Here is a 21,263-nt window from a genome sequence, read left to right as displayed (position 1 = left end):
ACAGATAATTAAGCTTCAAAAATTTCGATTTCTTTGCTGTCTGCAGTAAGTTTTACGATCGCTTTTCTGCGACGGCTAGTCATACCAGTGTAGCGGCCGACACGTTTTGATTTCCCTTTGTAGTTCATGATGTTGACTTTGTCAACTTTCACTCCAAAGATACTTTCAACTGCATCTTTCACTTCTGTTTTATTAGCTCTTACATCAACTTCAAAAGTATATTTCTTTTCAGTCATTAAATCAGCAGAACGTTCAGTAATGACGGGGCGCTTAAGAACATCACGAGGATCTTTCATTATGCAAGCACCTCCTCTACTTTTTCAACCGCAGCTTTTGTAATCAGAAGCTTCTCGTGGTTGACAACGTCTAACACGTTGATTCCGTTAGCTTGAACAACTGTAACTCCAGGGATGTTGCGTGCAGAAAGAGATACTGCTTCGTTTGCATCCGCAGTTACGATTAAAGCTTTTTTCTCAACAGATAATCCTTTAAGGATAGCTGCCATTTCTTTTGTTTTAACCGTATCAAGAGTAAGATCTTCAAGAACAATAATGTTGTTGTCGTTCACTTTAGAAGACAATACTGATTTGATTGCCAAGCGGCGAACTTTTTTAGGTAATTTGTAAGAATAGCTGCGTGGTGTTGGGCCGAATACGACACCACCTCCGCGCCATTGCGGTGAACGGATTGAACCTTGACGGGCACGACCTGTACCTTTTTGACGCCATGGTTTGCGACCTCCGCCGCGTACTTCAGAACGATTTTTTACTTTGTGAGATCCTTGACGTAAGGAAGCTCTTTGCATAAGAATAGCGTCGAATACTACGCTCTCATTTGGCTCAATTCCAAATACAGACGCGTTTAATTCGATATCACCAGCAGTAGAACCGTTTTGGTTGTATAATGCTACTTTTGGCATGATCAATTTCCTCCTTTCCTAAGAGACTTATTTAGATTTAACAGCACTTTTAACAGTGATTAAAGTTTTTCTCGCACCAGGTACGTTACCTTTAATCAAAAGAAGATTGCGCTCAGCATCTACTTTTACGATTTCAAGGTTTTGGACAGTGATTTGATCTCCGCCCATGCGTCCAGGTAATAGTTTACCTTTGAATACACGGTTAGGATCTACAGGTCCCATTGAACCAGGACGACGGTGGTAGCGTGAACCGTGAGACATAGGTCCGCGAGATTGTCCGTGGCGCTTGATTGCACCTTGGAAACCTTTACCTTTAGATACTCCTGTTACATCTACGATTTCTCCTGCAGAGAAAATTTCAACCTTGACTTCCTGACCAATTTCATACGCATCCATATCCACGCCGCGTAATTCTTTAACGAAGCGCTTAGGAGCAGTTTCCGCTTTTGCAACGTGTCCTTTTTCCGGTTTGTTTGAAAGCTTTTCACGCTTATCGTCAAAACCAAGCTGGATCGCTTCATAGCCATCATTTTCAGCTGTTTTCTTTTGAAGAACAACGTTTGGAGCTGCTTCAATAACAGTTACCGGGATAAGATCACCGTTCTCTGCGAATACTTGCGTCATACCAATTTTTCTTCCTAAGATTCCTTTGGTCATTCGTCACACCTCCTATTAAGATCATTCTATATTTTAGAATTAAAGTTTGATTTCGATATCGACACCAGATGGTAAGTCTAATCGCATGAGAGCATCAACAGTTTGTGGTGTTGGGTTCACAATGTCGATTAAACGTTTATGTGTACGCATTTCAAATTGCTCACGAGAATCTTTGTATTTGTGCACCGCACGAAGGATTGTGTAAACTGATTTTTCAGTTGGCAACGGAATCGGACCAGATACGCTGGCACCAGAACGTTTTGCCGTTTCAACAATCTTCTCTGCAGATTGATCAAGGATTCTATGATCATATGCTTTTAAACGAATACGAATTTTTTGTTTTGCCATTATTTTCCCTCCTTTTCGCCTACATCACGTTAGACAGTTCTCCGTGAGAAAAACCTGATCACCTTGCCATGGCAAAGCGGCCGGGTGTGTCAGCAACCTCTCACTTCATCGCAGTCAAAGACCAACATACACTATTATACAGAAAATAGACGCATGTTGCAAGGTTTATTTAAAGAACCTTGTGGTTTTCACACTTTGATTATTATACAGGTGATACCATGATTAATCAAGGATATGCCTGTTTTCTTTCAGAGATGGAACGATGCGAACCGGCTGACAACTTCGGCAAAGCGATCCGGCTCCTCCAAGTGAGGCGAATGGGCTGAGTTCTCAAACCAATGCCATTCTTTATACGGCGCATCAACCTTCTGATAATATTCATGAGACGTCGTCCCCGGGACCGTCAAATCGTATCTCCCTGACATAAAACAGCACGGTATTATAATAGAAGAAACTGATTCTCCGGCATCAAAGAAAATGAGATCCTCCCACAGGTGTTTCAGGCTGAACATTTGTCCCCGCGCGGCTAAGAAACTCCCTCTCACACCGTACGGTTCACCAAACAGCATTCGCCCCCCTGCTTTAAGAGCGCCGATCGGATGATGGGTAAACCCCCCTCCCCTCATCTCGATACAAAGCAGAAACAACGTTCGCTGCAGCTGTTTCTCCCATGGAGGCGCTCCGATAAAGCTCAGCGTCTTTTCCAGCAGGAAATGTTTGCGTTGCCTGCTCCATTCCATCATCAGCCGGTAAGCTTCCGTTTCTTCCTTTTGAATATTAACCACCTGACTGATACCGATATACGCATAATACAAATCAGGTCTCTCTTGAAGAACATGAAGCGCCAGAACTGAACCCCACGAATAGCCGGCGATATATATTTTTTGCCTGGTGAATTGCTTGCATAAGCGTTCGGTCAAATGAATGGTATCGGCTGTCAGCTGATCCAAGGTCATAGATGAACCCGGAATTTCCTTTGAATAAGAGAGACCTGCCCCTCTCTGATCCCAGTTCACAACGGTGAAATGCTTTTCCAGCTTATTCTGGTATTTTCTCGCATACCCGATTTGAGGCGTGCCGGGACCGCCGTGCAAAAACAAAAGCAGCGGATTACTCCTGTCATCACCATTAATCATAATGGTTTGTTCACTGCCATTAATCAGCAATTGCTGAAGCATTGAAATACGATTGGTTTTCTTGAAGTTATCGTTCATCGCTCTGCTCCTAAAATTTGTATACGTTCTATTATACATGGAATCAGCGGGGAAACAAAAAAACGAGGCCCCATAAGGGACCCCGCATTAATGAACGAGTCGATTACTCAGTGATTGTAGAAACAACGCCTGAACCAACTGTACGTCCGCCTTCACGAATAGAGAAACGAGTTCCTTCTTCGATAGCGATTGTAGAGATAAGTTCAACGATCATTTCAGTGTTATCTCCAGGCATAACCATTTCTACGCCTTCTGGAAGATTGATGATACCAGTTACGTCAGTTGTACGGAAGTAGAACTGAGGACGGTAGTTAGAGAAGAATGGAGTATGACGTCCACCCTCTTCTTTAGAAAGAACGTAAACTTCAGCTTTGAATTTGCTGTGTGGAGTGATTGTACCTGGTTTAGCAAGTACTTGTCCACGTTGGATGTCTTCACGAGCTACACCGCGAAGAAGTGCACCGATGTTGTCTCCAGCTTCAGCGTAGTCAAGAAGCTTACGGAACATTTCAACACCTGTAACAGTTGTTTTGCTGTTTTCTTCTTGAAGACCGATGATTTCAACTTCGTCACCGACTTTAACTTGTCCGCGTTCTACACGGCCAGTAGCAACTGTACCACGACCAGTGATTGAGAATACGTCCTCAACTGGCATCATGAATGGTTTGTCAGTGTCGCGTTCTGGAGTTGGGATGTACTCGTCAACTGCAGCCATAAGTTCAAGAATTTTTTCTTCGTACTCAGCGTCACCTTCAAGAGCTTTAAGAGCAGAACCTTTAACAACTGGTACATCATCACCAGGGAAGTCGTATTCGCTAAGAAGATCGCGAACTTCCATTTCAACAAGCTCAAGAAGCTCTTCGTCGTCTACCATGTCGCATTTGTTAAGGAATACTACGATGTATGGTACACCAACGTTTTTAGAAAGAAGGATGTGCTCACGAGTTTGTGGCATTGGGCCATCAGCAGCAGATACTACAAGGATAGCTCCGTCCATTTGCGCAGCACCAGTGATCATGTTTTTAACATAGTCAGCGTGTCCTGGGCAGTCAACGTGTGCATAGTGACGAGTGTCAGTTTCGTACTCAACGTGTGCAGTAGAGATTGTGATACCGCGCTCACGTTCTTCTGGAGCACCATCAATTTGATCGTACGCCATAGCTGTACCTTTACCAGATTTCTTATGAAGTACTGTTGAGATAGCAGCAGTTAATGTTGTTTTACCATGGTCAACGTGTCCAATTGTACCGATATTGGCATGTGATTTGGAACGGTCGAATTTTTCTTTAGCCATTCTAAAATCCTCCTTAAGAGCTTTTAATTAGTAATGTATAGAGTGATAGAAAGTGAAAGCAAGCTCTCACTTCCTCATCTTACAATAGTAGTTATACTTGAGTTAAGTGGCAAAATCAATTATTCGCCTTTATTTTTTTTGATAATTTCTTCAGCGATGCTCTTCGGCACTTCTTCGTAGTGATCCATGAACATTGTGAACGTACCGCGTCCTTGCGTGTTAGAACGAAGGGCAGTAGCGTAACCGAACATTTCAGCAAGAGGTACCATCGCACGCACAACTTGAGCGTTACCGCGAGCTTCCATACCTTCTACGCGTCCGCGACGAGAAGTAACATCACCCATGATGTCTCCCATGTATTCTTCAGGAATAACAACTTCAACTTTCATGATTGGTTCAAGAAGAACTGGGTTACATTTGCTGACTGCATTTTTCAATGCCATAGAAGCAGCGACTTTAAACGCCATTTCGTTTGAGTCAACATCATGGTAAGATCCATCAAAAAGTTTCGCCTTGATGTCGATTAGCGGGAATCCGGCTAGGACACCATTTTCAAGCGAGTCTTCAAGACCTGCTTGTACGGCTGGGATGTATTCACGAGGAACAACACCACCGACGATTGCGTTTTCGAATTCAAAGCCAGCGCCTTCTTCGTTCGGTTCAAATTCGATCCAAACGTGACCGAACTGACCGCGTCCGCCTGATTGACGTACGAATTTACCTTCAACTTTTGCACCGGTACGGAATGTCTCACGGTACGCAACTTGAGGAGCACCAACGTTAGCTTCAACTTTGAACTCACGCTTCATACGATCAACAATGATATCAAGGTGAAGCTCACCCATACCAGAGATGATTGTTTGACCCGTTTCAGGGTTTGTTTGTGTACGGAATGTAGGATCTTCTTCAGCAAGTTTCGCTAAAGCGATACCCATTTTATCTTGGTCAGCTTTTGATTTAGGCTCAATCGCTACGTCGATAACAGGCTCTGGGAATTCCATTGATTCAAGGATTACAAGATCCTTCTCATCACATAGAGTATCTCCAGTAGAAGTATCTTTTAGACCTACAGCAGCTGCGATGTCTCCAGCGTAAACAGTAGAGATCTCTTCACGGCTGTTAGCGTGCATTTGAAGGATACGTCCTACGCGCTCACGCTTGCCTTTTGTAGAGTTCTTTACATATGAACCGGAATCAAGTGTACCGGAATATACGCGGAAGAATGTCAGCTTACCGACATAAGGGTCAGTCATAACTTTAAATGCAAGTGCAGAGAACGGCTCTTCATCAGAAGAATGACGAACAATCTCTTCATCTGTGTCAGGACGTACACCTTTGATTGCAGCAACATCAGTTGGCGCAGGAAGGTAGTCAAGAACAGCATCAAGTACAAGCTGAACACCTTTGTTTTTGAAAGCAGATCCAACAAGTACAGGGTAGAATTCAACATTCAGTGTACCTTTACGGATAGCAGCTTTCAGTTCAGGGATAGTGATTTCTTCACCTTCAAGGTACTTTTCCATAAGCTCTTCATCAAGCTCAGCTACAGCTTCAATCAGGCTGCTGCGAAGCTCTTCAGCTTGCTCTTTGTACTCTTCAGGGATTTCTTTCGCATCTGAACGAGTTCCAAGGTCATCTTCGTAGAAATACGCAACGTTTTCTACTAAGTCGATGATACCTTCGAAGTTGTCTTCAGCGCCGATCGGCAATTGAATTGCGTGAGCGTTAGCTTGAAGACGGTCTCTTAAAGTGCCTACAGAGTAAAGGAAGTCTGCGCCGATTTTGTCCATTTTGTTGACAAATACAACGCGCGGCACTCCGTAAGTTGTTGCTTGGCGCCATACTGTTTCTGTCTGAGGCTCAACACCTGATTGAGCATCAAGTACGGCAACCGCACCATCAAGTACACGGAGTGAACGTTCAACTTCAACTGTGAAGTCTACGTGTCCCGGTGTATCGATGATGTTTACACGGTAACCTTTCCACTGTGCAGTCGTTGCTGCAGAAGTGATTGTGATACCGCGTTCTTGTTCCTGCTCCATCCAGTCCATTTGCGAAGCACCTTCGTGAGTTTCGCCAATTTTGTGGATACGGCCTGTGTAGAACAAGATCCGTTCTGTAGTAGTCGTTTTACCGGCATCGATGTGAGCCATGATCCCGATATTACGAGTTTTTTCTAAGGAGAACTCTCTTGCCATTGGGTAATTTCTCCTTCCTTATTAGGGAATTATTATTTTGATTATATGAATCCTACCAGCGGTAGTGAGCAAATGCTTTGTTCGCTTCTGCCATCTTGTGAGTGTCTTCACGTTTCTTAACGGCAGCACCAGTGTTGTTAGCTGCATCAAGAATTTCGTTAGCCAGGCGCTCTTCCATTGTTTTTTCTCCGCGAAGACGCGCATAGTTAACCAACCAGCGAAGACCAAGAGTTGTACGGCGTTCAGGACGAACTTCTACAGGCACTTGGTAGTTAGCTCCACCTACACGGCGTGCTTTTACTTCAAGTACAGGCATGATGTTTTTCAATGCTTGTTCGAAAACCTCCATTGCATCATTGCCAGTGCGTTCTTTAATGATATCGAATGACTTGTATAGGATTGTTTGAGATTTACCTTTTTTACCGTCGATCATCATTTTGTTGATCAGGCGGGATACCAGCTTAGAGTTGTAAAGCGGATCAGGTAAAACATCTCTTTTTGCTACAGGACCTTTACGTGGCATCTGAATATCCTCCCTTCATAGTTTTAATGATTTATTTGATTACTTTGCTTTAGGACGTTTCGTACCGTATTTAGAACGGCCTTGCGCACGGTTTTCAACTCCGGCAGTATCAAGCGCGCCACGAACGATGTGGTAGCGTACCCCCGGTAAGTCTTTTACGCGTCCGCCGCGGATCAGTACAACGCTGTGCTCTTGCAGGTTGTGACCGATACCAGGAATGTAGGCAGTAACCTCGATTCCGTTAGTCAAACGAACACGAGCATATTTACGAAGTGCTGAGTTCGGTTTTTTCGGTGTCATTGTACCCACACGAGTACATACCCCGCGTTTTTGTGGAGAAGATACGTTAGTGTGCTCTTTTTTAAAGCTGTTGTATCCTTTGTTTAGTGCAGGTGACTTAGAGTTTTCAACTTTGCTCACGCGTCCCTTGCGAATTAGCTGATTAATTGTAGGCATGTTGTGTTCCTCCCTTCATTACGTTTTATAACCCACATACCCAGGTGGTTCATCATTAGGCAAAAAACAATGTCTTTACACAAGATTGATATCTTATATAAAAACAAAAAGTACGCTATAACATAATGGCAACAGCTGCTGCTCCCACTTCAATTCCGCAGGCTTTGCCGAGCTTTTTCATGGAATCCACCATACAGACAGCGGTATTTTGGTTCTTTGCAAGCTGGATAACGCCAGCTGTAAGAACTGAATCCGCGTCTTTTGCCACGACGACTTCCTTCACTGAACCTCGTTTTAGAGCTTTCACTGTTTGCTTCGTACCAATAATAATTGATTTGGCCTGTGATACTTTATCATAAGACATAAACATATCCTCCAAAGTAACAGGTTTTATTTCGAGCACCTTGGTTATATTATCACTCTGCGGGACGGATGTCAACAACGTATGACATTTTTTAGTGCAGGCCACCGCCAGAATAATTCTAATACTGAGGAAAAGCTGTCGAAACAGCCTTTCCTGCAGCAGTTTCTATTATTCAGCCGGAACCATATCTTCCGAAGGCTGAACGTTTGAAACAGGTTTTACTTTTCTGTAATTCATCATACCGGTACCGGCCGGAACCAGCTTACCGATGATAACATTCTCTTTCAGGCCGAGAAGTTCATCGCGCTTGCCTTTAATCGCAGCATCTGTAAGAACGCGTGTTGTTTCTTGGAATGATGCGGCAGACAAGAATGAATCCGTCTCGAGTGAAGCTTTTGTGATACCGAGAAGAACAGGACGTCCTGTAGCAGGTCGATTGCCTTCAAGCAGCACTTTTTTGTTCGCTTCTGTGAATTGGTGAATATCAAGCAATGTGCCAGGGAGAACATCAGTATCTCCGGCATCGATCACACGGACTTTGCGAAGCATCTGGCGAACCATTACTTCTACGTGTTTATCGCCGATTTCAACCCCCTGCATACGGTAAACTTTCTGAACCTCATGCAGAAGATATTCCTGAACCGTTGTCAGGTCAGTGACTTTAAGAAGTTCTTTCGGATCGATTGAACCTTCTGTCAGCACTTGACCGCGGGTAATCTGATCACCCTCAGCCACTTTCAGGCGTGAGTTGTAAGGTGCCGTGTATGAACGTGTCTCAACAGCGCCCTGAACAACAATCTCCTGCTGTTTGTCGCGGACTTCATTGATTTCGGCAATTGTACCGTCAATCTCAGAAATCGTCGCTTGACCTTTCGGATTACGCGCTTCGAAAAGCTCTTGGATACGCGGAAGACCTTGTGTGATATCGTCTCCGGCAACCCCGCCTGTGTGGAACGTACGCATTGTTAACTGTGTTCCAGGCTCACCGATAGATTGAGCGGCGATAATACCTACTGCTTCGCCGACTTCAACATCAGTTCCGGTTGCAAGGTTACGTCCGTAGCATCGTTTACATACACCATGAGGAGTGTTACATGTGAACGCGGAACGGATCCACACTTCTTCGATTCCGGCTTCAACGATTTCCAGCGCTTTATCTTCATCGATCAATTCATTTTCTTTAATGAGCACAGCACCCGTTTCAGGATGTTTGATCTGTTTTCTGGCGAAACGTCCGATCAGACGCTCTTCCAGACGCTCGATGATTTCCGTGCCTTCTTTGAGCGGTTTTGCAAGAATACCGCGGTCTGTTCCGCAATCAGTTTCACGAATGATAACATCCTGCGCAACATCAACAAGACGGCGTGTAAGGTAACCTGAGTCAGCTGTTTTCAGGGCGGTATCGGCAAGACCTTTACGCGCACCGTGAGTGGAGATAAAGTACTCCAATACTGTCAGACCTTCACGGAAACTTGATTTAATCGGCAATTCAATGATTCGTCCAGCCGGGTTGGCCATCAGACCGCGCATACCCGCAAGCTGTGTAAAGTTAGATGCGTTACCACGGGCTCCTGAGTCACTCATCATGTAGATCGGGTTGACTTCGTCTAATGATTTCATCAGTTTGCCTTGGATAACATCTTTCGCTGAACTCCAAATTGAAATGACTCTTTCATAACGTTCTTCTTCGGTGATTAAACCGCGTCTGAACTGTTTCAGGACATTATCAACTTTGCTTTGTGCTTCTTCAAGGATTTCCTGTTTGTCATCGAGAACGACGATATCAGAAACCCCTACTGTGATGCCGGCTTTCGTTGAATATCTGAAACCGAGGTTTTTCATGCGGTCAAGCATTTTAGACGTTTCCGTGATATGGAATCGTTTAAAGATTTCCGCGATGATTTTACCGAGAATACCTTTTTTAAACGGTGCGTTGATCGGCTGCTCAGCAATCACAGCTTTTACGTCAGCACCTTTATCTAAGAAGAAACGGTCAGGTGTCTTCTCTTCAATGTTGCTCTTCGTTGGTTCATTCATGTAAGGGAATGATTCCGGAAGAATTTCATTGAAGACGAGCTTACCGACAGTTGTAATTAACAATTTTGAACGCTGTTCTTCAGTAAATGTCACATTCTTAAGGGAGTTCGCTGCAACAGCAACTCTCGTATGAAGGTGAACATAACCGTTTTGATAAGCAAGAAGCGCTTCGTCCGTATTTTTGAAAACCATACCCTCGCCGACTGCTCCGGCGCGCTCAAGCGTCAGGTAGTAGTTTCCTAATACCATATCCTGAGACGGCGTAACAACCGGTTTACCATCTTTAGGGTTCAAGATGTTTTGGGCCGCAAGCATCAGAATGCGCGCCTCAGCTTGAGCCTCAGCTGATAAAGGTACGTGAACCGCCATTTGGTCACCGTCAAAGTCAGCGTTATAAGCTGTACATACTAACGGGTGAAGACGGATGGCGCGTCCTTCAACAAGCGTCGGTTCGAAAGCCTGGATACCTAATCTGTGAAGAGTAGGGGCACGGTTCAGTAAGACCGGATGCTCCTTAATGACAGATTCAAGTACATCCCATACTTCAGGCTGCACGCGTTCGATTTTGCGTTTTGCGCTCTTGATATTGTGAGCAAGGCCTTTTTCAACAAGCTCTTTCATGACGAAAGGCTTGAAGAGCTCAAGCGCCATTTCCTTCGGCAAACCGCACTGATACATTTTCAGATGCGGACCTACGACGATAACGGAACGTCCTGAGTAGTCTACACGTTTACCGAGAAGGTTCTGACGGAAGCGCCCTTGTTTCCCTTTCAGCATGTGAGAAAGAGATTTAAGCGGACGGTTACCCGGTCCGGTAACCGGACGGCCGCGGCGTCCGTTGTCAATCAGAGCATCGACTGCTTCCTGAAGCATACGTTTTTCGTTCTGAACGATGATGCTTGGCGCGCCGAGGTCTAACAGACGTTTTAAACGGTTATTACGGTTGATGACACGACGGTAAAGGTCGTTCAGGTCAGACGTTGCGAAACGTCCGCCGTCAAGCTGAACCATCGGTCTTAATTCAGGCGGAATAACCGGAAGCACGTCGAGGATCATCCAAGACGGCTTGTTTCCTGAATTACGGAAGGCTTCAAGCACTTCAAGGCGTTTGATCGCACGTGTACGGCGCTGTCCTTGAGAAGTCTTCAGCTCTTCTTTTAACATATCAACTTCTTTGACAAGGTCGATGTCCTGCAGAAGTTTATTAATGGCTTCCGCACCCATAGAGGCTTGGAATTTGTTTCCGTACTTATCCAGATACGCACGGTATTCCTTTTCAGATAAAAGCTGTTTCTTTTCGAGCGGTGTATTGGCCGGGTCAGTTACGACGTAAGAAGCAAAGTAAATAACTTCTTCCAGCGCACGCGGTGACATATCCAATACAAGACCCATACGGCTCGGAATACCTTTGAAATACCAAATGTGAGAAACCGGGGCAGCCAGTTCAATATGCCCCATTCTCTCACGACGGACCTTAGCCCGCGTTACTTCAACTCCGCAACGGTCACAAACTACGCCTTTATAACGAACCCGCTTGTACTTGCCGCAATGACATTCCCAGTCCTTAGTCGGTCCGAAAATGCGTTCGCAGAACAGGCCGTCCTTTTCAGGTTTCAATGTACGATAGTTTATCGTTTCAGGCTTTTTCACTTCACCAAAAGACCATGAACGGATTTTATCCGGTGAAGCAAGACCGATGTTCATATACTCAAAATTGTTCACATCTAGCAAGGGGCCTACCTCCCTTTTTATCTTCGGATTAACCGATGTCACTTGCCTTTATCAATCAGAGACTATTCTTTCGTTACTGCGTCACGTTCAACGTCTGGAGATGCTGTTTCTTCCGGCGCTTCATCACCTGATAATGCAAGGCCGTCAGCCTGTTTCGCATCTTCCTCGTCTTCTAGATCTCTCATTTCTATTTCTTCTTCATCGCCTGAGAGGATTTTTACGTCCATACCTAAGCTTTGAAGCTCTTTGATCAATACTTTGAATGATTCCGGAACACCAGGCTCTGGAACATTGTCGCCTTTGACGATGGCTTCATATGTTTTCACACGTCCGACCACGTCATCGGACTTCACAGTCAGGATTTCTTGAAGCGTGTAAGCTGCGCCGTAAGCTTCAAGCGCCCAAACCTCCATCTCACCGAAACGCTGTCCGCCGAATTGGGCTTTACCGCCGAGAGGCTGCTGCGTAACAAGTGAGTAAGGACCTGTAGAACGGGCATGAAGTTTATCATCAACCATGTGCGCCAGTTTGATCATGTACATGATTCCGACTGATACACGGTTGTCGAACGGTTCTCCCGTACGGCCGTCATAAAGAACTGTTTTTGCGTCTCTTGACATGCCTGCTTCTTCAAGTGTTTCCCACACATCTTCTTCACGCGCGCCGTCAAATACAGGTGACGCGATGTGAATGCCGAGGTAGCGGGCAGCCATACCCATGTGAAGTTCTAATACCTGACCGATATTCATACGTGATGGTACACCCAGCGGGTTAAGCATGATATCGATCGGCGTGCCGTCAGGAAGGTAAGGCATATCTTCTTCAGGAAGAATCTTCGAGATAACCCCTTTGTTTCCGTGACGTCCGGCCATTTTATCACCTTCAGAAATCTTACGTTTCTGAACGATATATACGCGTACAAGCTGGTTCACTCCCGGAGGAAGTTCGTCGCCGTCTTCACGGTTGAAGACTTTTACGTCGTGGATAATTCCGCCGCCGCCGTGAGGCACACGGAGAGAAGTATCACGGACCTCACGCGCTTTTTCTCCAAAGATCGCATGAAGAAGGCGTTCTTCAGCCGTAAGCTCAGTTACACCTTTAGGCGTTACTTTACCTACGAGAAGGTCTCCGTCGTTGACTTCCGCACCGATACGGATAATTCCGCGGTCATCAAGGTTGCGAAGCGCGTCTTCCCCTACGTTTGGAATATCGCGGGTGATCTCTTCCGGTCCAAGCTTTGTATCACGTGCTTCTGATTCATATTCTTCAATGTGAATAGATGTGTATACATCATCTTTCACAAGGCGTTCACTCATGATGATGGCATCCTCATAGTTGTAACCGTCCCATGTCATGAAGCCGACCATTACGTTGCGGCCGAGAGCAAGTTCACCAAGCTCCATTGAAGGTCCGTCAGCAAGGATTTCTCCTTTGACTACTTCATCGCCGACACTTACAATCGGACGCTGGTTGTAGCACGTACCTTGGTTGGAGCGGACGAATTTCAGCAAGCTGTACTTATCCAGGTTGCCTTTTACTTTTTGACCGTCAATTTCTTCATAGCGGCGCACCCATACGTTTTTCGCTTCCACCCGTTCTACGATACCAGGGTGTTTACAAATAACGGCTGCACCGGAGTCTTTACCGGATACGTATTCCATACCCGTTCCGACGATCGGCGCTTCCGGCTGCATCAAAGGCACAGCCTGACGCTGCATGTTCGCTCCCATGAGGGCGCGGTTCGAGTCATCGTTTTCCAAGAACGGAATACATGCTGTCGCAGCAGAAACAACCTGTTTAGGAGATACGTCCATGTAATCCACGCGGTTGCGGGCTACAACGGTGTTTTCCCCTCTGAAACGCGCTACGATGCTGTCATCCAAGAAAGAGCCGTCATCGCTCAGCTTAGCATTCGCTTGGGCTACGACATAGTTATCCTCTTCATCAGCAGTCAGGTAGTCGATTCTAGGCGTTACTTTTCCTGTTTCAGGATCAACGCGGCGGTATGGCGTCTCAATGAAACCAAAGCGGTTTACTTTCGCAAATGATGACAATGAGTTGATCAAACCGATGTTAGGGCCCTCAGGCGTTTCAATCGGACACATACGGCCGTAGTGAGAGTAGTGAACGTCACGTACTTCCATCCCTGCGCGCTCACGTGTCAAACCGCCCGGTCCGAGAGCTGACAGACGGCGTTTGTGCGTCAATTCAGCAAGCGGGTTCGTCTGATCCATGAATTGAGAAAGCTGTGAGCTTCCGAAGAACTCTTTAATAGACGCAATAACAGGTCTGATGTTAATCAGCTGCTGCGGCGTAATTGTATTCGTGTCTTGAATAGACATTCTTTCACGTACGACACGTTCCATCCGGCTTAAACCGATACGGAATTGGTTTTGCAGGAGCTCACCTACAGAACGCAGACGGCGGTTTCCGAGATGGTCGATATCATCAGTGTCGCCCACTCCGTGCAGGAGGTTGAAGAAGTAGCTGATAGAAGAAATAATATCAGCAGGCGTAATGTTTTTAATCGCCTCTTCGATGTAAGCATTGCCGATCACATTGATCGTCTGCTCTCCTTCTGCATCAGTAGGAGCATAGATTTTAATGGATTGAAGCATCACTTCATCCTCGACAACGCCGCCGTTAGGATAAAGTTTTCTGAAGCCGATTCCATTTTCTAAGTATGGCAATACTTTATCAAGTGTTCTTCTGTCAAGAATCTGCCCTTTTTCAGCGAGAATTTCACCGGTTTCCGGATCCACCAGTGTTTCTGCAAGGCGCTGGTTAAACAGGCGGTTCTTGATATGAAGCTTTTTATTAATTTTATAGCGTCCTACATTCGCAAGGTCGTATCGCTTCGGATCGAAGAAACGGGAATCCAGCAAGCTTTTTGCGTTTTCTACTGTAGGCGGCTCTCCGGGACGAAGGCGCTCATAGATTTCAAGAAGCGCTTTGTCACTGTTTTCGGTGTTATCCTTATCCAGTGTATTGCGGAGATATTCGTTCTCACCAATGAGATCGAGAATCTCTTGGTCGGAACCGAAGCCGAGAGCACGCAAAAGAACCGTAACCGGCAACTTACGTGTGCGATCAATGCGGACATACACAACATCTTTCGCATCAGTTTCGTATTCTAACCATGCGCCACGGTTTGGAATGACAGTCGCGGTAAAACCTTTTTTACCGTTTTTGTCTACTTTACCACTGAAATATACACTTGGAGACCGAACAAGCTGAGATACGATAACACGTTCTGCACCGTTGATGATAAAAGTACCGGTATCTGTCATAATAGGGAAATCACCCATGAAGACATCCTGGTCTTTTACCTCTCCAGTTTCTTTGTTAATTAAACGAACCTTCACTCTTAGCGGAGCTGAGTAAGTCACATCACGTTCTTTTGACTCTTCAACGGGATACTTAGGATCTCCTAAACTGTAGTCAATGAACTCTAGAGAGAGGTTACCAGTGAAATCCTCAATTGGTGATATGTCTTGAAACATCTCTCTAAGACCCTCATCAAGAAACCACTGATAAGAAGAGGTTTGAATTTCAATGAGATTTGGTAATTCTAACACTTCGCTAATGCGAGCATAGCTTCTGCGCTGGCGGTGTCGTCCATACTGAACTAGTTGACCTGTCAACTGATTCACCCCTCAAATCATGCGTATTATATGTGTAATAAGCATCTCTTACGATAAAGAAATACTTTTACAAGACAAAAGAAAAAAGGGTTTCTAATTAAGAAAACCACATCCAAAAACAAATACCGATTTTATTAGCATTTCCATGTTTGTATAATTTATACATGCACTATGATTATTTGAGCATATCATGCAAAATATATACATTGGCATTTTACAATATTAACATAGCTGAAAATTCAAGTCAAACTTTTTTTGCTTTTATGATATAATAGCCTTTCTTTTTTTGAACTACAGAAACTTCGTCAAAAAGCTCCTTCAGTTTTTCAATGGCAGAAGGCCCGCCCTGTTTTTTCTGTATAACGATCCACAATTCACCTGAAGCCCTTAAATGCTCAGCGCTTTTTTCAAAAATGGCATGGACAACTTTTTTTCCGGCGCGGATTGGGGGGTTTGTAATAATAGAAGCAAATGTTTGAGCAGAATCAATATTTGAAAATAAATCACTCTGATAAATCCGAACGTTTTTTATTCCGTTTTTTTCTGCATTTTCATTTGACAGCTCTACGGCTCTTTCATTCACGTCAATCATGTGCACGGTCCGGTCTGTAAATGCACCGGCGAGCGACAGACCGATCGGGCCGTAACCGCAGCCTGCATCCAGGAAGTCACCATCGATCTCCGGCTCTTCAAACGCTTCAATTAAGACACGCGAACCGAAATCAACTTCCTTTTTCGAGAAAACGCCGCTGTCACTTGTGAATGTATAAGATCTGTTCCGCAGTGTAAATGACCATGTCTGTTTATCGCTTTTAACTGAAGGTTTTTCTGAATAATAGTGTTCACTCATTATTAGAACCTCCTTTTTTAATTGCACTTAAAGAAAAGCAAAGAAAAAGCCCGCCTCATAAAAGCGAGCTTCCCCTACAGGCAAGTGAAGATTACTTAACTTCTACAGAAGCGCCAACTTCTTCAAGTTTAGCTTTAAGCTCTTCAGCTTCTTCTTTCGCAATACCTTCTTTAAGTGGTTTTGGAGTGTTGTCAACAAGTTCTTTAGCTTCTTTCAAGCCAAGACCAGTGATTTCACGAACAACTTTGATAACTTTGATTTTCTGAGAACCTGCACCAGCAAGGATAAGGTCGAATTCGCTTTGCTCTTCAGCAGCGCCGCCAGCAGCAGCTCCGCCAGCTACAGCTACAGGAGCAGCAGCAGTTACGCCAAATTCTTCTTCGATTGCTTTTACTAGGTCGTTCAATTCAAGTACAGTTGCTTCTTTAACGGAAGCAATGATTTCTTCGATATTTAAAGCCATTTGAAATTCCTCCATTTGTTTTATTTTAGGGCAAAATCAGATTAAGCGCCTTGTTCTTCCTTTTGGTCTGCAACTGCTTTAGCTGCAAGTGCAAGGTTGCGAACTGGAGCTTGAAGTACGCTAAGCAACATAGAAAGTAAGCCATCGCGTGAAGGAAGTTCAGCAAGAGCTTTCACTTCTTCAACAGAAGATACTTTTCCTTCGATAACGCCCGCTTTGATTTCCAGAGCTTCGTGATTTTTCGCGAACTCGTTAAGAACTTTTGCCGGAGCGATAACATCTTCAGTACTGAATGCGATCGCATTCGGTCCAGTTAAGACATCATTCAAACCATCAAGTTCAGCTTGTTCAACCGCACGGCGAGTCATTGTGTTTTTGTACACTTTGAACTCTACGTTAGCTTCGCGAAGCTGTTTACGGAGTTCAGTTACTTCAGAAACGTTAAGTCCGCGGTAGTCAACGATGATCGTTGATTTGCTTTCTTTCAGTTTAGAAGCAATCTCTTCAACAACAACTTTTTTTGTATCAATTGCGCTGCTCATGGTTACACCTCCTGTAGATTTTGTGTAACACTTATACCGCTAGGTGATCACGACTGTGACGACGATTTCATATAAAAAGCCTCCATGTGGACATGGAGGCTGTATATACAAGCATACGTAACGTAATAGCTGTGATATATATACACCTCGGCAGGATATTAAGCCTCAACGGCCCCTGCTGTCTACGGTATAAATGACATATTATATTTTACAACATTTTGAATCATATCAGAATGCTGATCTAAAGTCAAATATTATTTTACGTTGAAAGTAGAAGCGTCTACTTTGACACCAGGGCCCATAGTAGAAGTAACGGCAACGTTTTTCACGTAAACACCTTTAGCCGCAGCCGGTTTTGCTTTCAGGATTGTATCATACATTGTTGTGAAGTTCTCAACAAGTTTTTCATCCTCGAAAGAAACTTTTCCGATCGGAACATGGATGTTACCAGCTTTGTCAACGCGGTATTCTACTTTACCAGCTTTGATTTCGCCGATTGCTTTTTCTACTTCGAATGTAACAGTTCCTGTTTTAGGGTTCGGCATAAGACCTTTTGGTCCAAGCACACGGCCGATTTTACCGACTTCACCCATCATGTCAGGAGTCGCAACGATTACATCGAATTCGAACCAGCCTTGCTGGATTTTCGCGATGTAATCAGAATCGCCAACGTAGTCTGCACCGGCAGCTTCAGCTTCTTTTGCTTTTTCGCCTTTAGCGAATACAAGCACGCGCTGAGTTTTACCAGTTCCGTTAGGAAGTACAACTGCACCGCGGATTTGCTGATCGTTTTTACGAGGGTCAACCCCTAAACGAAAAGCAACTTCAACTGTAGCGTCGAATTTAGCTGTGTTTGTTTTTTTAGTAAGCGCCACTGCTTCAGCGACGTCGTAAGCTTTCGCACGGTCTACAAGCTTCGCAGCTTCAACGTACTTTTTACCTTTTTTAGCCATTTTAAAATTTCCTCCTTATGTGGTTATAGCGGAATAACCTCCCACGAATAAGGGTTGCGAACTTGTGAAAACTCGCAACCCGACAAGAAACAAATTAATCCTCGATAACGATACCCATACTGCGGGCAGTACCTTCAACCATGCGCATTGCCGCTTCAACGTCTGCTGCGTTTAAGTCAGGCATTTTCGTTTCAGCGATTTCGCGAACCTTATCGCGCTTAACGGTTGCCACTTTATTACGGTTTGGTTCACCAGAACCAGACTCAATTCCAGCTGCTTTTTTAAGCAATACTGCAGCAGGCGGAGTTTTTGTAATAAATGTAAATGAACGGTCTTCGTAAACCGAAATTTCAACAGGAATGATTAAACCAGCTTGGTCAGCTGTACGAGCGTTAAACTCCTTACAGAATCCCATGATATTTACACCGGCTTGACCTAGTGCAGGTCCAACTGGCGGCGCTGGGTTAGCTTTTCCAGCAGGAATTTGCAATTTTACAACTTTTACTACTTTTTTAGCCACGAGACACACCTCCTTAAGTCCGTGATGTGGTAATAGGGTAAACCCTCCCACTCAAGGTTTCATTCTTTATATGAATGACGAAATATCAAGCTAGCTGCCTTGGATTAGTCCAAGACGTACCTTTGCTATATTATCATTAATATATAGCAATTTCAAGTTTTTTCACATTACAATTTGTCGATCTGGGTAAATTCCAGTTCAACCGGCGTTTCACGGCCGAACATGTTAACGAATACTTTCACTTTGCTCTTATCATAATCAATCTCTTCAATTGATCCTGTAAAGTTGGCGAAAGGTCCGTCTATGACTTTGACTGTCTCATTCAATTCAAAATCAATGTCGGTTTTCCGCTCATCCATGCCCATGCGTTTTAAGATGGTTTCCGCTTCGCCAGGAAGAAGCGGAGTCGGCTTTGAGCCTGAACCGGCTGATCCGACGAATCCGGTAACGCCCGGCGTGTTGCGGACCACATACCAGGAATCATCAGTCATGACGATTTCAACAAGCACATAACCCGGGAACACTTTCTTTTTGACTACTTTTTTCTTGCCGTTCTTAATATCAGTCTCTTCTTCTTCAGGGACGACAACGCGGAAAATTTTATCCTGCATTCCCATTGATTCCACACGTTTTTCAAGGTTCGCTTTTACTTTGTTTTCATAACCGGAATACGTATGAACAACATACCAATTCTTTTCCATTCTATCAGGACTCTGCAGTCCTTCCCTCCCCGCATTTAAAAATGAAGTGTAAAACAAAAAATAGGCTCAGGGCCTATGAATCCTTTTTTCAACAACACAATAAAAAACCCGCTGAACGGGTTTTGGCAAACGATATTATGATCTATTATAGCACGTATTGCTGATCATTATTCAACTATTAAACGAATTAATTGAGAAATTCCTGTATCAAGGAGGGCAAAAAAGATAACAAAAAAGATAACCGTTGAAATCACCGTGATCGTATAGCGCGTTAACTCTTTGCCTTTAGGCCAGCTAACCTTTTTCATTTCTTTCCCAACATCTTTAAAGAAACTCATCATGCGCATGTAAAAGACCTCCACAATTTAAAAAGCGAACACTATTTTGTTTCTAAATGAGCTGTATGTGAATTGCAAGTGCTGCAGTACTTCTTAACTTCTAACCGCTCAGCCGCTGATGCAGAGCTTTTCATTGTCGTATAATTACGATTTCCGCATGTTTTGCATGCCAGCGTAATCTTTTTTCTCATGTCGTTACACCTTTTCCTAAACATTCATTTATCTTAATAAAATAGCACAGTCAGAAAAATTCTGTCAATATGACACAGAAACCTGCTACAGGCTGATCTCTCTTATTTCTAAATACTTTTCAAGCTTGCGCTTTACGCGCTGCAGGGCATTATCGATTGATTTTACGTGTCGGTTTAAATCATCTGAAATCTCTTGGTAACTTCTTCCGTCCAAGTACAAAACAAGCACCTTTCTCTCCAGATCGCTCAGCAGTTCTCCCATTTTCATTTCGATATCATCAAATTCTTCCTGATTAATAATCATCTCTTCAGGATTTAACGTTTTAGCGCCTGAAATGACATCAAGCAGTGTTCTGTCAGATTCTTCATCAAAAATAGGTTTGTCTAAAGAAACATAGGAATTTAAAGGAATGTGTTTCTGACGGGTAGCTGTCTTTATTGCGGTAATAATCTGGCGGGTAATGCATAATTCTGCAAAAGCTTTAAATGAAGTAAGCTTGTCCTCTCTAAAGTCTCGGATAGACTTATATAAGCCTATCATCCCTTCCTGTACAATATCTTCTCTGTCGGCCCCTATTAAAAAATAAGACCTTGCTTTCGCCCGTACAAAATTACGGTACTTCGTAATCAAGTAATCTAACGCATCACTATCCCCAACATGAACCTTTTCAATGACCTGCTCGTCCTCCAACTGGCAAAATTGCACTTTGTTGAACTTTCCCTTGCTGTTCTGTAGATTCACTGCGATCCCCCCGGCGCACGTAGATAGAAATATTATACATTAATGGGCGAAAAAGCGTCAACCTAATCCAGACCGCCTCGGCGCCACTTTTCAAACGTTTTCAAAACCTCTTCGGACAGCTCGATTTTACCCGGTGGTTTTTCAGAAGTGATCTTTGAAACCCGCCTTTGAATCCGGCGTTCTATCGTATCCACTTCCCTCAGGAGCTCCCGGGCGGATTTACGGAGAGCCCCTTGTCCGAAAATCGCCCACTGCTCCGTATAATCGGAGGTTGCGACATGAATCTGTGTCGCAATATTATTCAGCGCCTGGGCAAGCTTCTCGATCCGCTCATCCGCCGTTTCATTCTCCCGTGTGAAAATCACTTCGACTCTGTGATTCGTTTGTTTTTTCTCTATGCCTTTTACCAGGTGTGCATCAAACACCACAATGACTCTGATTCCCGTGTAGGACTGATATTCCGCCATCTTCTGGATCAGTACATCTCTCGCTTCTTCAAAACTGTTCGCTTTTAAATCCTTTAGCTGCGGCCAAGCTCCAATCATGTTGTATCCGTCTACTAACAGGATGTCCATCTG

General features: G+C 44.3%; 22 protein-coding genes and 1 other annotated feature. All 22 genes read right to left on the bottom strand.

What is annotated here, in order from left to right; genetic code table 11:
• Positions 1-8 precede the first annotated feature (8 nt).
• Positions 9-296 (bottom strand): 50S ribosomal protein L23, encoded by a 288-nt coding sequence (rplW, locus tag G9F50_RS18420; RefSeq protein ID WP_003156467.1) that lies wholly within the window; start codon positions 294-296, stop codon positions 9-11.
• On the bottom strand, positions 296-919 hold the full coding sequence (rplD, locus tag G9F50_RS18415; RefSeq protein WP_007615239.1) for a 50S ribosomal protein L4: 624 nt from the start codon (positions 917-919) through the stop codon (positions 296-298). Before rplD ends, rplW begins: the two co-directional genes overlap by 1 nt.
• A 27-nt stretch (positions 920-946) precedes the next feature.
• Complete coding sequence (gene rplC / locus G9F50_RS18410; RefSeq protein WP_007410402.1) at positions 947-1,576, bottom strand: 50S ribosomal protein L3; 630 nt, start codon at positions 1,574-1,576, stop codon at positions 947-949.
• 39 nt (positions 1,577-1,615) lie between these two features.
• Positions 1,616-1,924: a 30S ribosomal protein S10 gene (rpsJ, locus tag G9F50_RS18405; RefSeq protein ID WP_003156464.1), complete on the bottom strand. Its 309-nt coding sequence runs from the start codon at positions 1,922-1,924 to the stop codon at positions 1,616-1,618.
• Between the two features lie 248 nt (positions 1,925-2,172).
• Positions 2,173-3,138, bottom strand: a complete 966-nt coding sequence (locus G9F50_RS18400) for an alpha/beta fold hydrolase (RefSeq protein ID WP_060562034.1) — start codon at positions 3,136-3,138, stop codon at positions 2,173-2,175.
• 103 nt (positions 3,139-3,241) lie between these two features.
• Positions 3,242-4,432 carry an elongation factor Tu gene (tuf, locus tag G9F50_RS18395; RefSeq protein ID WP_007410400.1) on the bottom strand — a complete coding sequence of 397 codons (1,191 nt, stop codon included), beginning with the start codon at positions 4,430-4,432 and terminating at the stop codon, positions 3,242-3,244.
• 119 nt (positions 4,433-4,551) lie between these two features.
• Positions 4,552-6,630 carry an elongation factor G gene (gene fusA, locus G9F50_RS18390; RefSeq protein WP_007410399.1) on the bottom strand — a complete coding sequence of 693 codons (2,079 nt, stop codon included), beginning with the start codon at positions 6,628-6,630 and terminating at the stop codon, positions 4,552-4,554.
• 52 nt (positions 6,631-6,682) lie between these two features.
• Positions 6,683-7,153, bottom strand: a complete 471-nt coding sequence (rpsG, locus tag G9F50_RS18385; RefSeq protein ID WP_003156447.1) for a 30S ribosomal protein S7 — start codon at positions 7,151-7,153, stop codon at positions 6,683-6,685.
• 39 nt (positions 7,154-7,192) lie between these two features.
• Positions 7,193-7,609, bottom strand: coding sequence for a 30S ribosomal protein S12 (rpsL, locus tag G9F50_RS18380; RefSeq protein WP_003156445.1), 417 nt, complete (start codon positions 7,607-7,609; stop codon positions 7,193-7,195).
• Between the two features lie 115 nt (positions 7,610-7,724).
• A complete protein-coding gene (locus G9F50_RS18375; RefSeq protein WP_003156443.1) occupies positions 7,725-7,973 on the bottom strand; it encodes a 50S ribosomal protein L7ae-like protein in 249 nt (82 codons plus the stop codon).
• A gap of 168 nt (positions 7,974-8,141) precedes the next feature.
• On the bottom strand, positions 8,142-11,741 hold the full coding sequence (gene rpoC / locus G9F50_RS18370) for a DNA-directed RNA polymerase subunit beta' (RefSeq protein ID WP_060562033.1): 3,600 nt from the start codon (positions 11,739-11,741) through the stop codon (positions 8,142-8,144).
• A 62-nt stretch (positions 11,742-11,803) separates the two neighbouring features.
• Positions 11,804-15,385, bottom strand: a complete 3,582-nt coding sequence (gene rpoB, locus G9F50_RS18365) for a DNA-directed RNA polymerase subunit beta (protein WP_003156440.1) — start codon at positions 15,383-15,385, stop codon at positions 11,804-11,806.
• Positions 15,386-15,629: 244 nt separating this feature from the next.
• Entirely contained in the window at positions 15,630-16,235 is a 606-nt protein-coding gene (locus G9F50_RS18360) for a class I SAM-dependent methyltransferase (protein WP_015388780.1), read from the bottom strand.
• A 91-nt stretch (positions 16,236-16,326) separates the two neighbouring features.
• Positions 16,327-16,698, bottom strand: a complete 372-nt coding sequence (rplL, locus tag G9F50_RS18355) for a 50S ribosomal protein L7/L12 (protein WP_003156436.1) — start codon at positions 16,696-16,698, stop codon at positions 16,327-16,329.
• 41 nt (positions 16,699-16,739) lie between these two features.
• On the bottom strand, positions 16,740-17,240 hold the full coding sequence (gene rplJ / locus G9F50_RS18350) for a 50S ribosomal protein L10 (protein ID WP_007410396.1): 501 nt from the start codon (positions 17,238-17,240) through the stop codon (positions 16,740-16,742).
• 63 nt (positions 17,241-17,303) lie between these two features.
• Positions 17,304-17,446 (bottom strand) — a sequence feature (ribosomal protein L10 leader region).
• 48 nt (positions 17,447-17,494) lie between these two features.
• On the bottom strand, positions 17,495-18,193 hold the full coding sequence (gene rplA, locus G9F50_RS18345; protein ID WP_003156431.1) for a 50S ribosomal protein L1: 699 nt from the start codon (positions 18,191-18,193) through the stop codon (positions 17,495-17,497).
• Between the two features lie 94 nt (positions 18,194-18,287).
• A complete protein-coding gene (rplK, locus tag G9F50_RS18340) occupies positions 18,288-18,713 on the bottom strand; it encodes a 50S ribosomal protein L11 (protein ID WP_003156430.1) in 426 nt (141 codons plus the stop codon).
• Between the two features lie 167 nt (positions 18,714-18,880).
• Positions 18,881-19,414: a transcription termination/antitermination protein NusG gene (gene nusG, locus G9F50_RS18335; protein ID WP_003156423.1), complete on the bottom strand. Its 534-nt coding sequence runs from the start codon at positions 19,412-19,414 to the stop codon at positions 18,881-18,883.
• A 167-nt stretch (positions 19,415-19,581) separates the two neighbouring features.
• Entirely contained in the window at positions 19,582-19,761 is a 180-nt protein-coding gene (gene secE / locus G9F50_RS18330) for a preprotein translocase subunit SecE (RefSeq protein WP_003156422.1), read from the bottom strand.
• A 32-nt stretch (positions 19,762-19,793) separates the two neighbouring features.
• Positions 19,794-19,943 carry a 50S ribosomal protein L33 gene (gene rpmG, locus G9F50_RS18325; RefSeq protein ID WP_003156421.1) on the bottom strand — a complete coding sequence of 50 codons (150 nt, stop codon included), beginning with the start codon at positions 19,941-19,943 and terminating at the stop codon, positions 19,794-19,796.
• A gap of 85 nt (positions 19,944-20,028) precedes the next feature.
• A complete protein-coding gene (sigH, locus tag G9F50_RS18320) occupies positions 20,029-20,685 on the bottom strand; it encodes an RNA polymerase sporulation sigma factor SigH (RefSeq protein ID WP_003156415.1) in 657 nt (218 codons plus the stop codon).
• Positions 20,686-20,747: 62 nt separating this feature from the next.
• On the bottom strand, positions 20,748-21,260 hold the full coding sequence (gene rae1 / locus G9F50_RS18315) for a ribosome-dependent mRNA decay endonuclease Rae1/YacP (protein ID WP_003156414.1): 513 nt from the start codon (positions 21,258-21,260) through the stop codon (positions 20,748-20,750).
• Between the last annotated feature and the right edge of the window lie 3 nt (positions 21,261-21,263).

It is taken from the genome of Bacillus sp. EKM206B (genome assembly GCF_011066015.1).
In the GTDB taxonomy this organism is placed as follows: domain Bacteria; phylum Bacillota; class Bacilli; order Bacillales; family Bacillaceae; genus Bacillus; species Bacillus velezensis.
Note: the sequence above shows the minus strand (reverse complement) of the source record. Positions and strands in the feature narration are given on the sequence as shown.

Bases quoted from the DNA above. Each gene is read 5' to 3' on its own strand.
- G9F50_RS18375 (WP_003156443.1), bottom strand. From the start codon at position 7,973: ATGTCTTATGATAAAGTATCACAGGCCAAATCAATTATTATTGGTACG.
- rplD (WP_007615239.1), bottom strand. From the start codon at position 919: ATGCCAAAAGTAGCATTATACAACCAAAACGGTTCTACTGCTGGTGAT.
- rplA (WP_003156431.1), bottom strand. From the start codon at position 18,193: ATGGCTAAAAAAGGTAAAAAGTACGTTGAAGCTGCGAAGCTTGTAGAC.
- rae1 (WP_003156414.1), bottom strand. From the start codon at position 21,260: ATGGACATCCTGTTAGTAGACGGATACAACATGATTGGAGCTTGGCCG.
- rpsJ (WP_003156464.1), bottom strand. From the start codon at position 1,924: ATGGCAAAACAAAAAATTCGTATTCGTTTAAAAGCATATGATCATAGA.
- rpmG (WP_003156421.1), bottom strand. From the start codon at position 19,943: ATGAGAAAAAAGATTACGCTGGCATGCAAAACATGCGGAAATCGTAAT.
- rplW (WP_003156467.1), bottom strand. From the start codon at position 296: ATGAAAGATCCTCGTGATGTTCTTAAGCGCCCCGTCATTACTGAACGT.
- rplL (WP_003156436.1), bottom strand. From the start codon at position 16,698: ATGGCTTTAAATATCGAAGAAATCATTGCTTCCGTTAAAGAAGCAACT.
- rpsL (WP_003156445.1), bottom strand. From the start codon at position 7,609: ATGCCTACAATTAATCAGCTAATTCGCAAGGGACGCGTGAGCAAAGTT.
- tuf (WP_007410400.1), bottom strand. From the start codon at position 4,432: ATGGCTAAAGAAAAATTCGACCGTTCCAAATCACATGCCAATATCGGT.
- fusA (WP_007410399.1), bottom strand. From the start codon at position 6,630: ATGGCAAGAGAGTTCTCCTTAGAAAAAACTCGTAATATCGGGATCATG.
- rplJ (WP_007410396.1), bottom strand. From the start codon at position 17,240: ATGAGCAGCGCAATTGATACAAAAAAAGTTGTTGTTGAAGAGATTGCT.
- rplC (WP_007410402.1), bottom strand. From the start codon at position 1,576: ATGACCAAAGGAATCTTAGGAAGAAAAATTGGTATGACGCAAGTATTC.
- G9F50_RS18400 (WP_060562034.1), bottom strand. From the start codon at position 3,138: ATGAACGATAACTTCAAGAAAACCAATCGTATTTCAATGCTTCAGCAA.
- G9F50_RS18360 (WP_015388780.1), bottom strand. From the start codon at position 16,235: ATGAGTGAACACTATTATTCAGAAAAACCTTCAGTTAAAAGCGATAAA.
- rpsG (WP_003156447.1), bottom strand. From the start codon at position 7,153: ATGCCACGTAAAGGTCCTGTAGCAAAAAGAGATGTTTTACCTGATCCG.
- secE (WP_003156422.1), bottom strand. From the start codon at position 19,761: ATGCGCATGATGAGTTTCTTTAAAGATGTTGGGAAAGAAATGAAAAAG.
- nusG (WP_003156423.1), bottom strand. From the start codon at position 19,414: ATGGAAAAGAATTGGTATGTTGTTCATACGTATTCCGGTTATGAAAAC.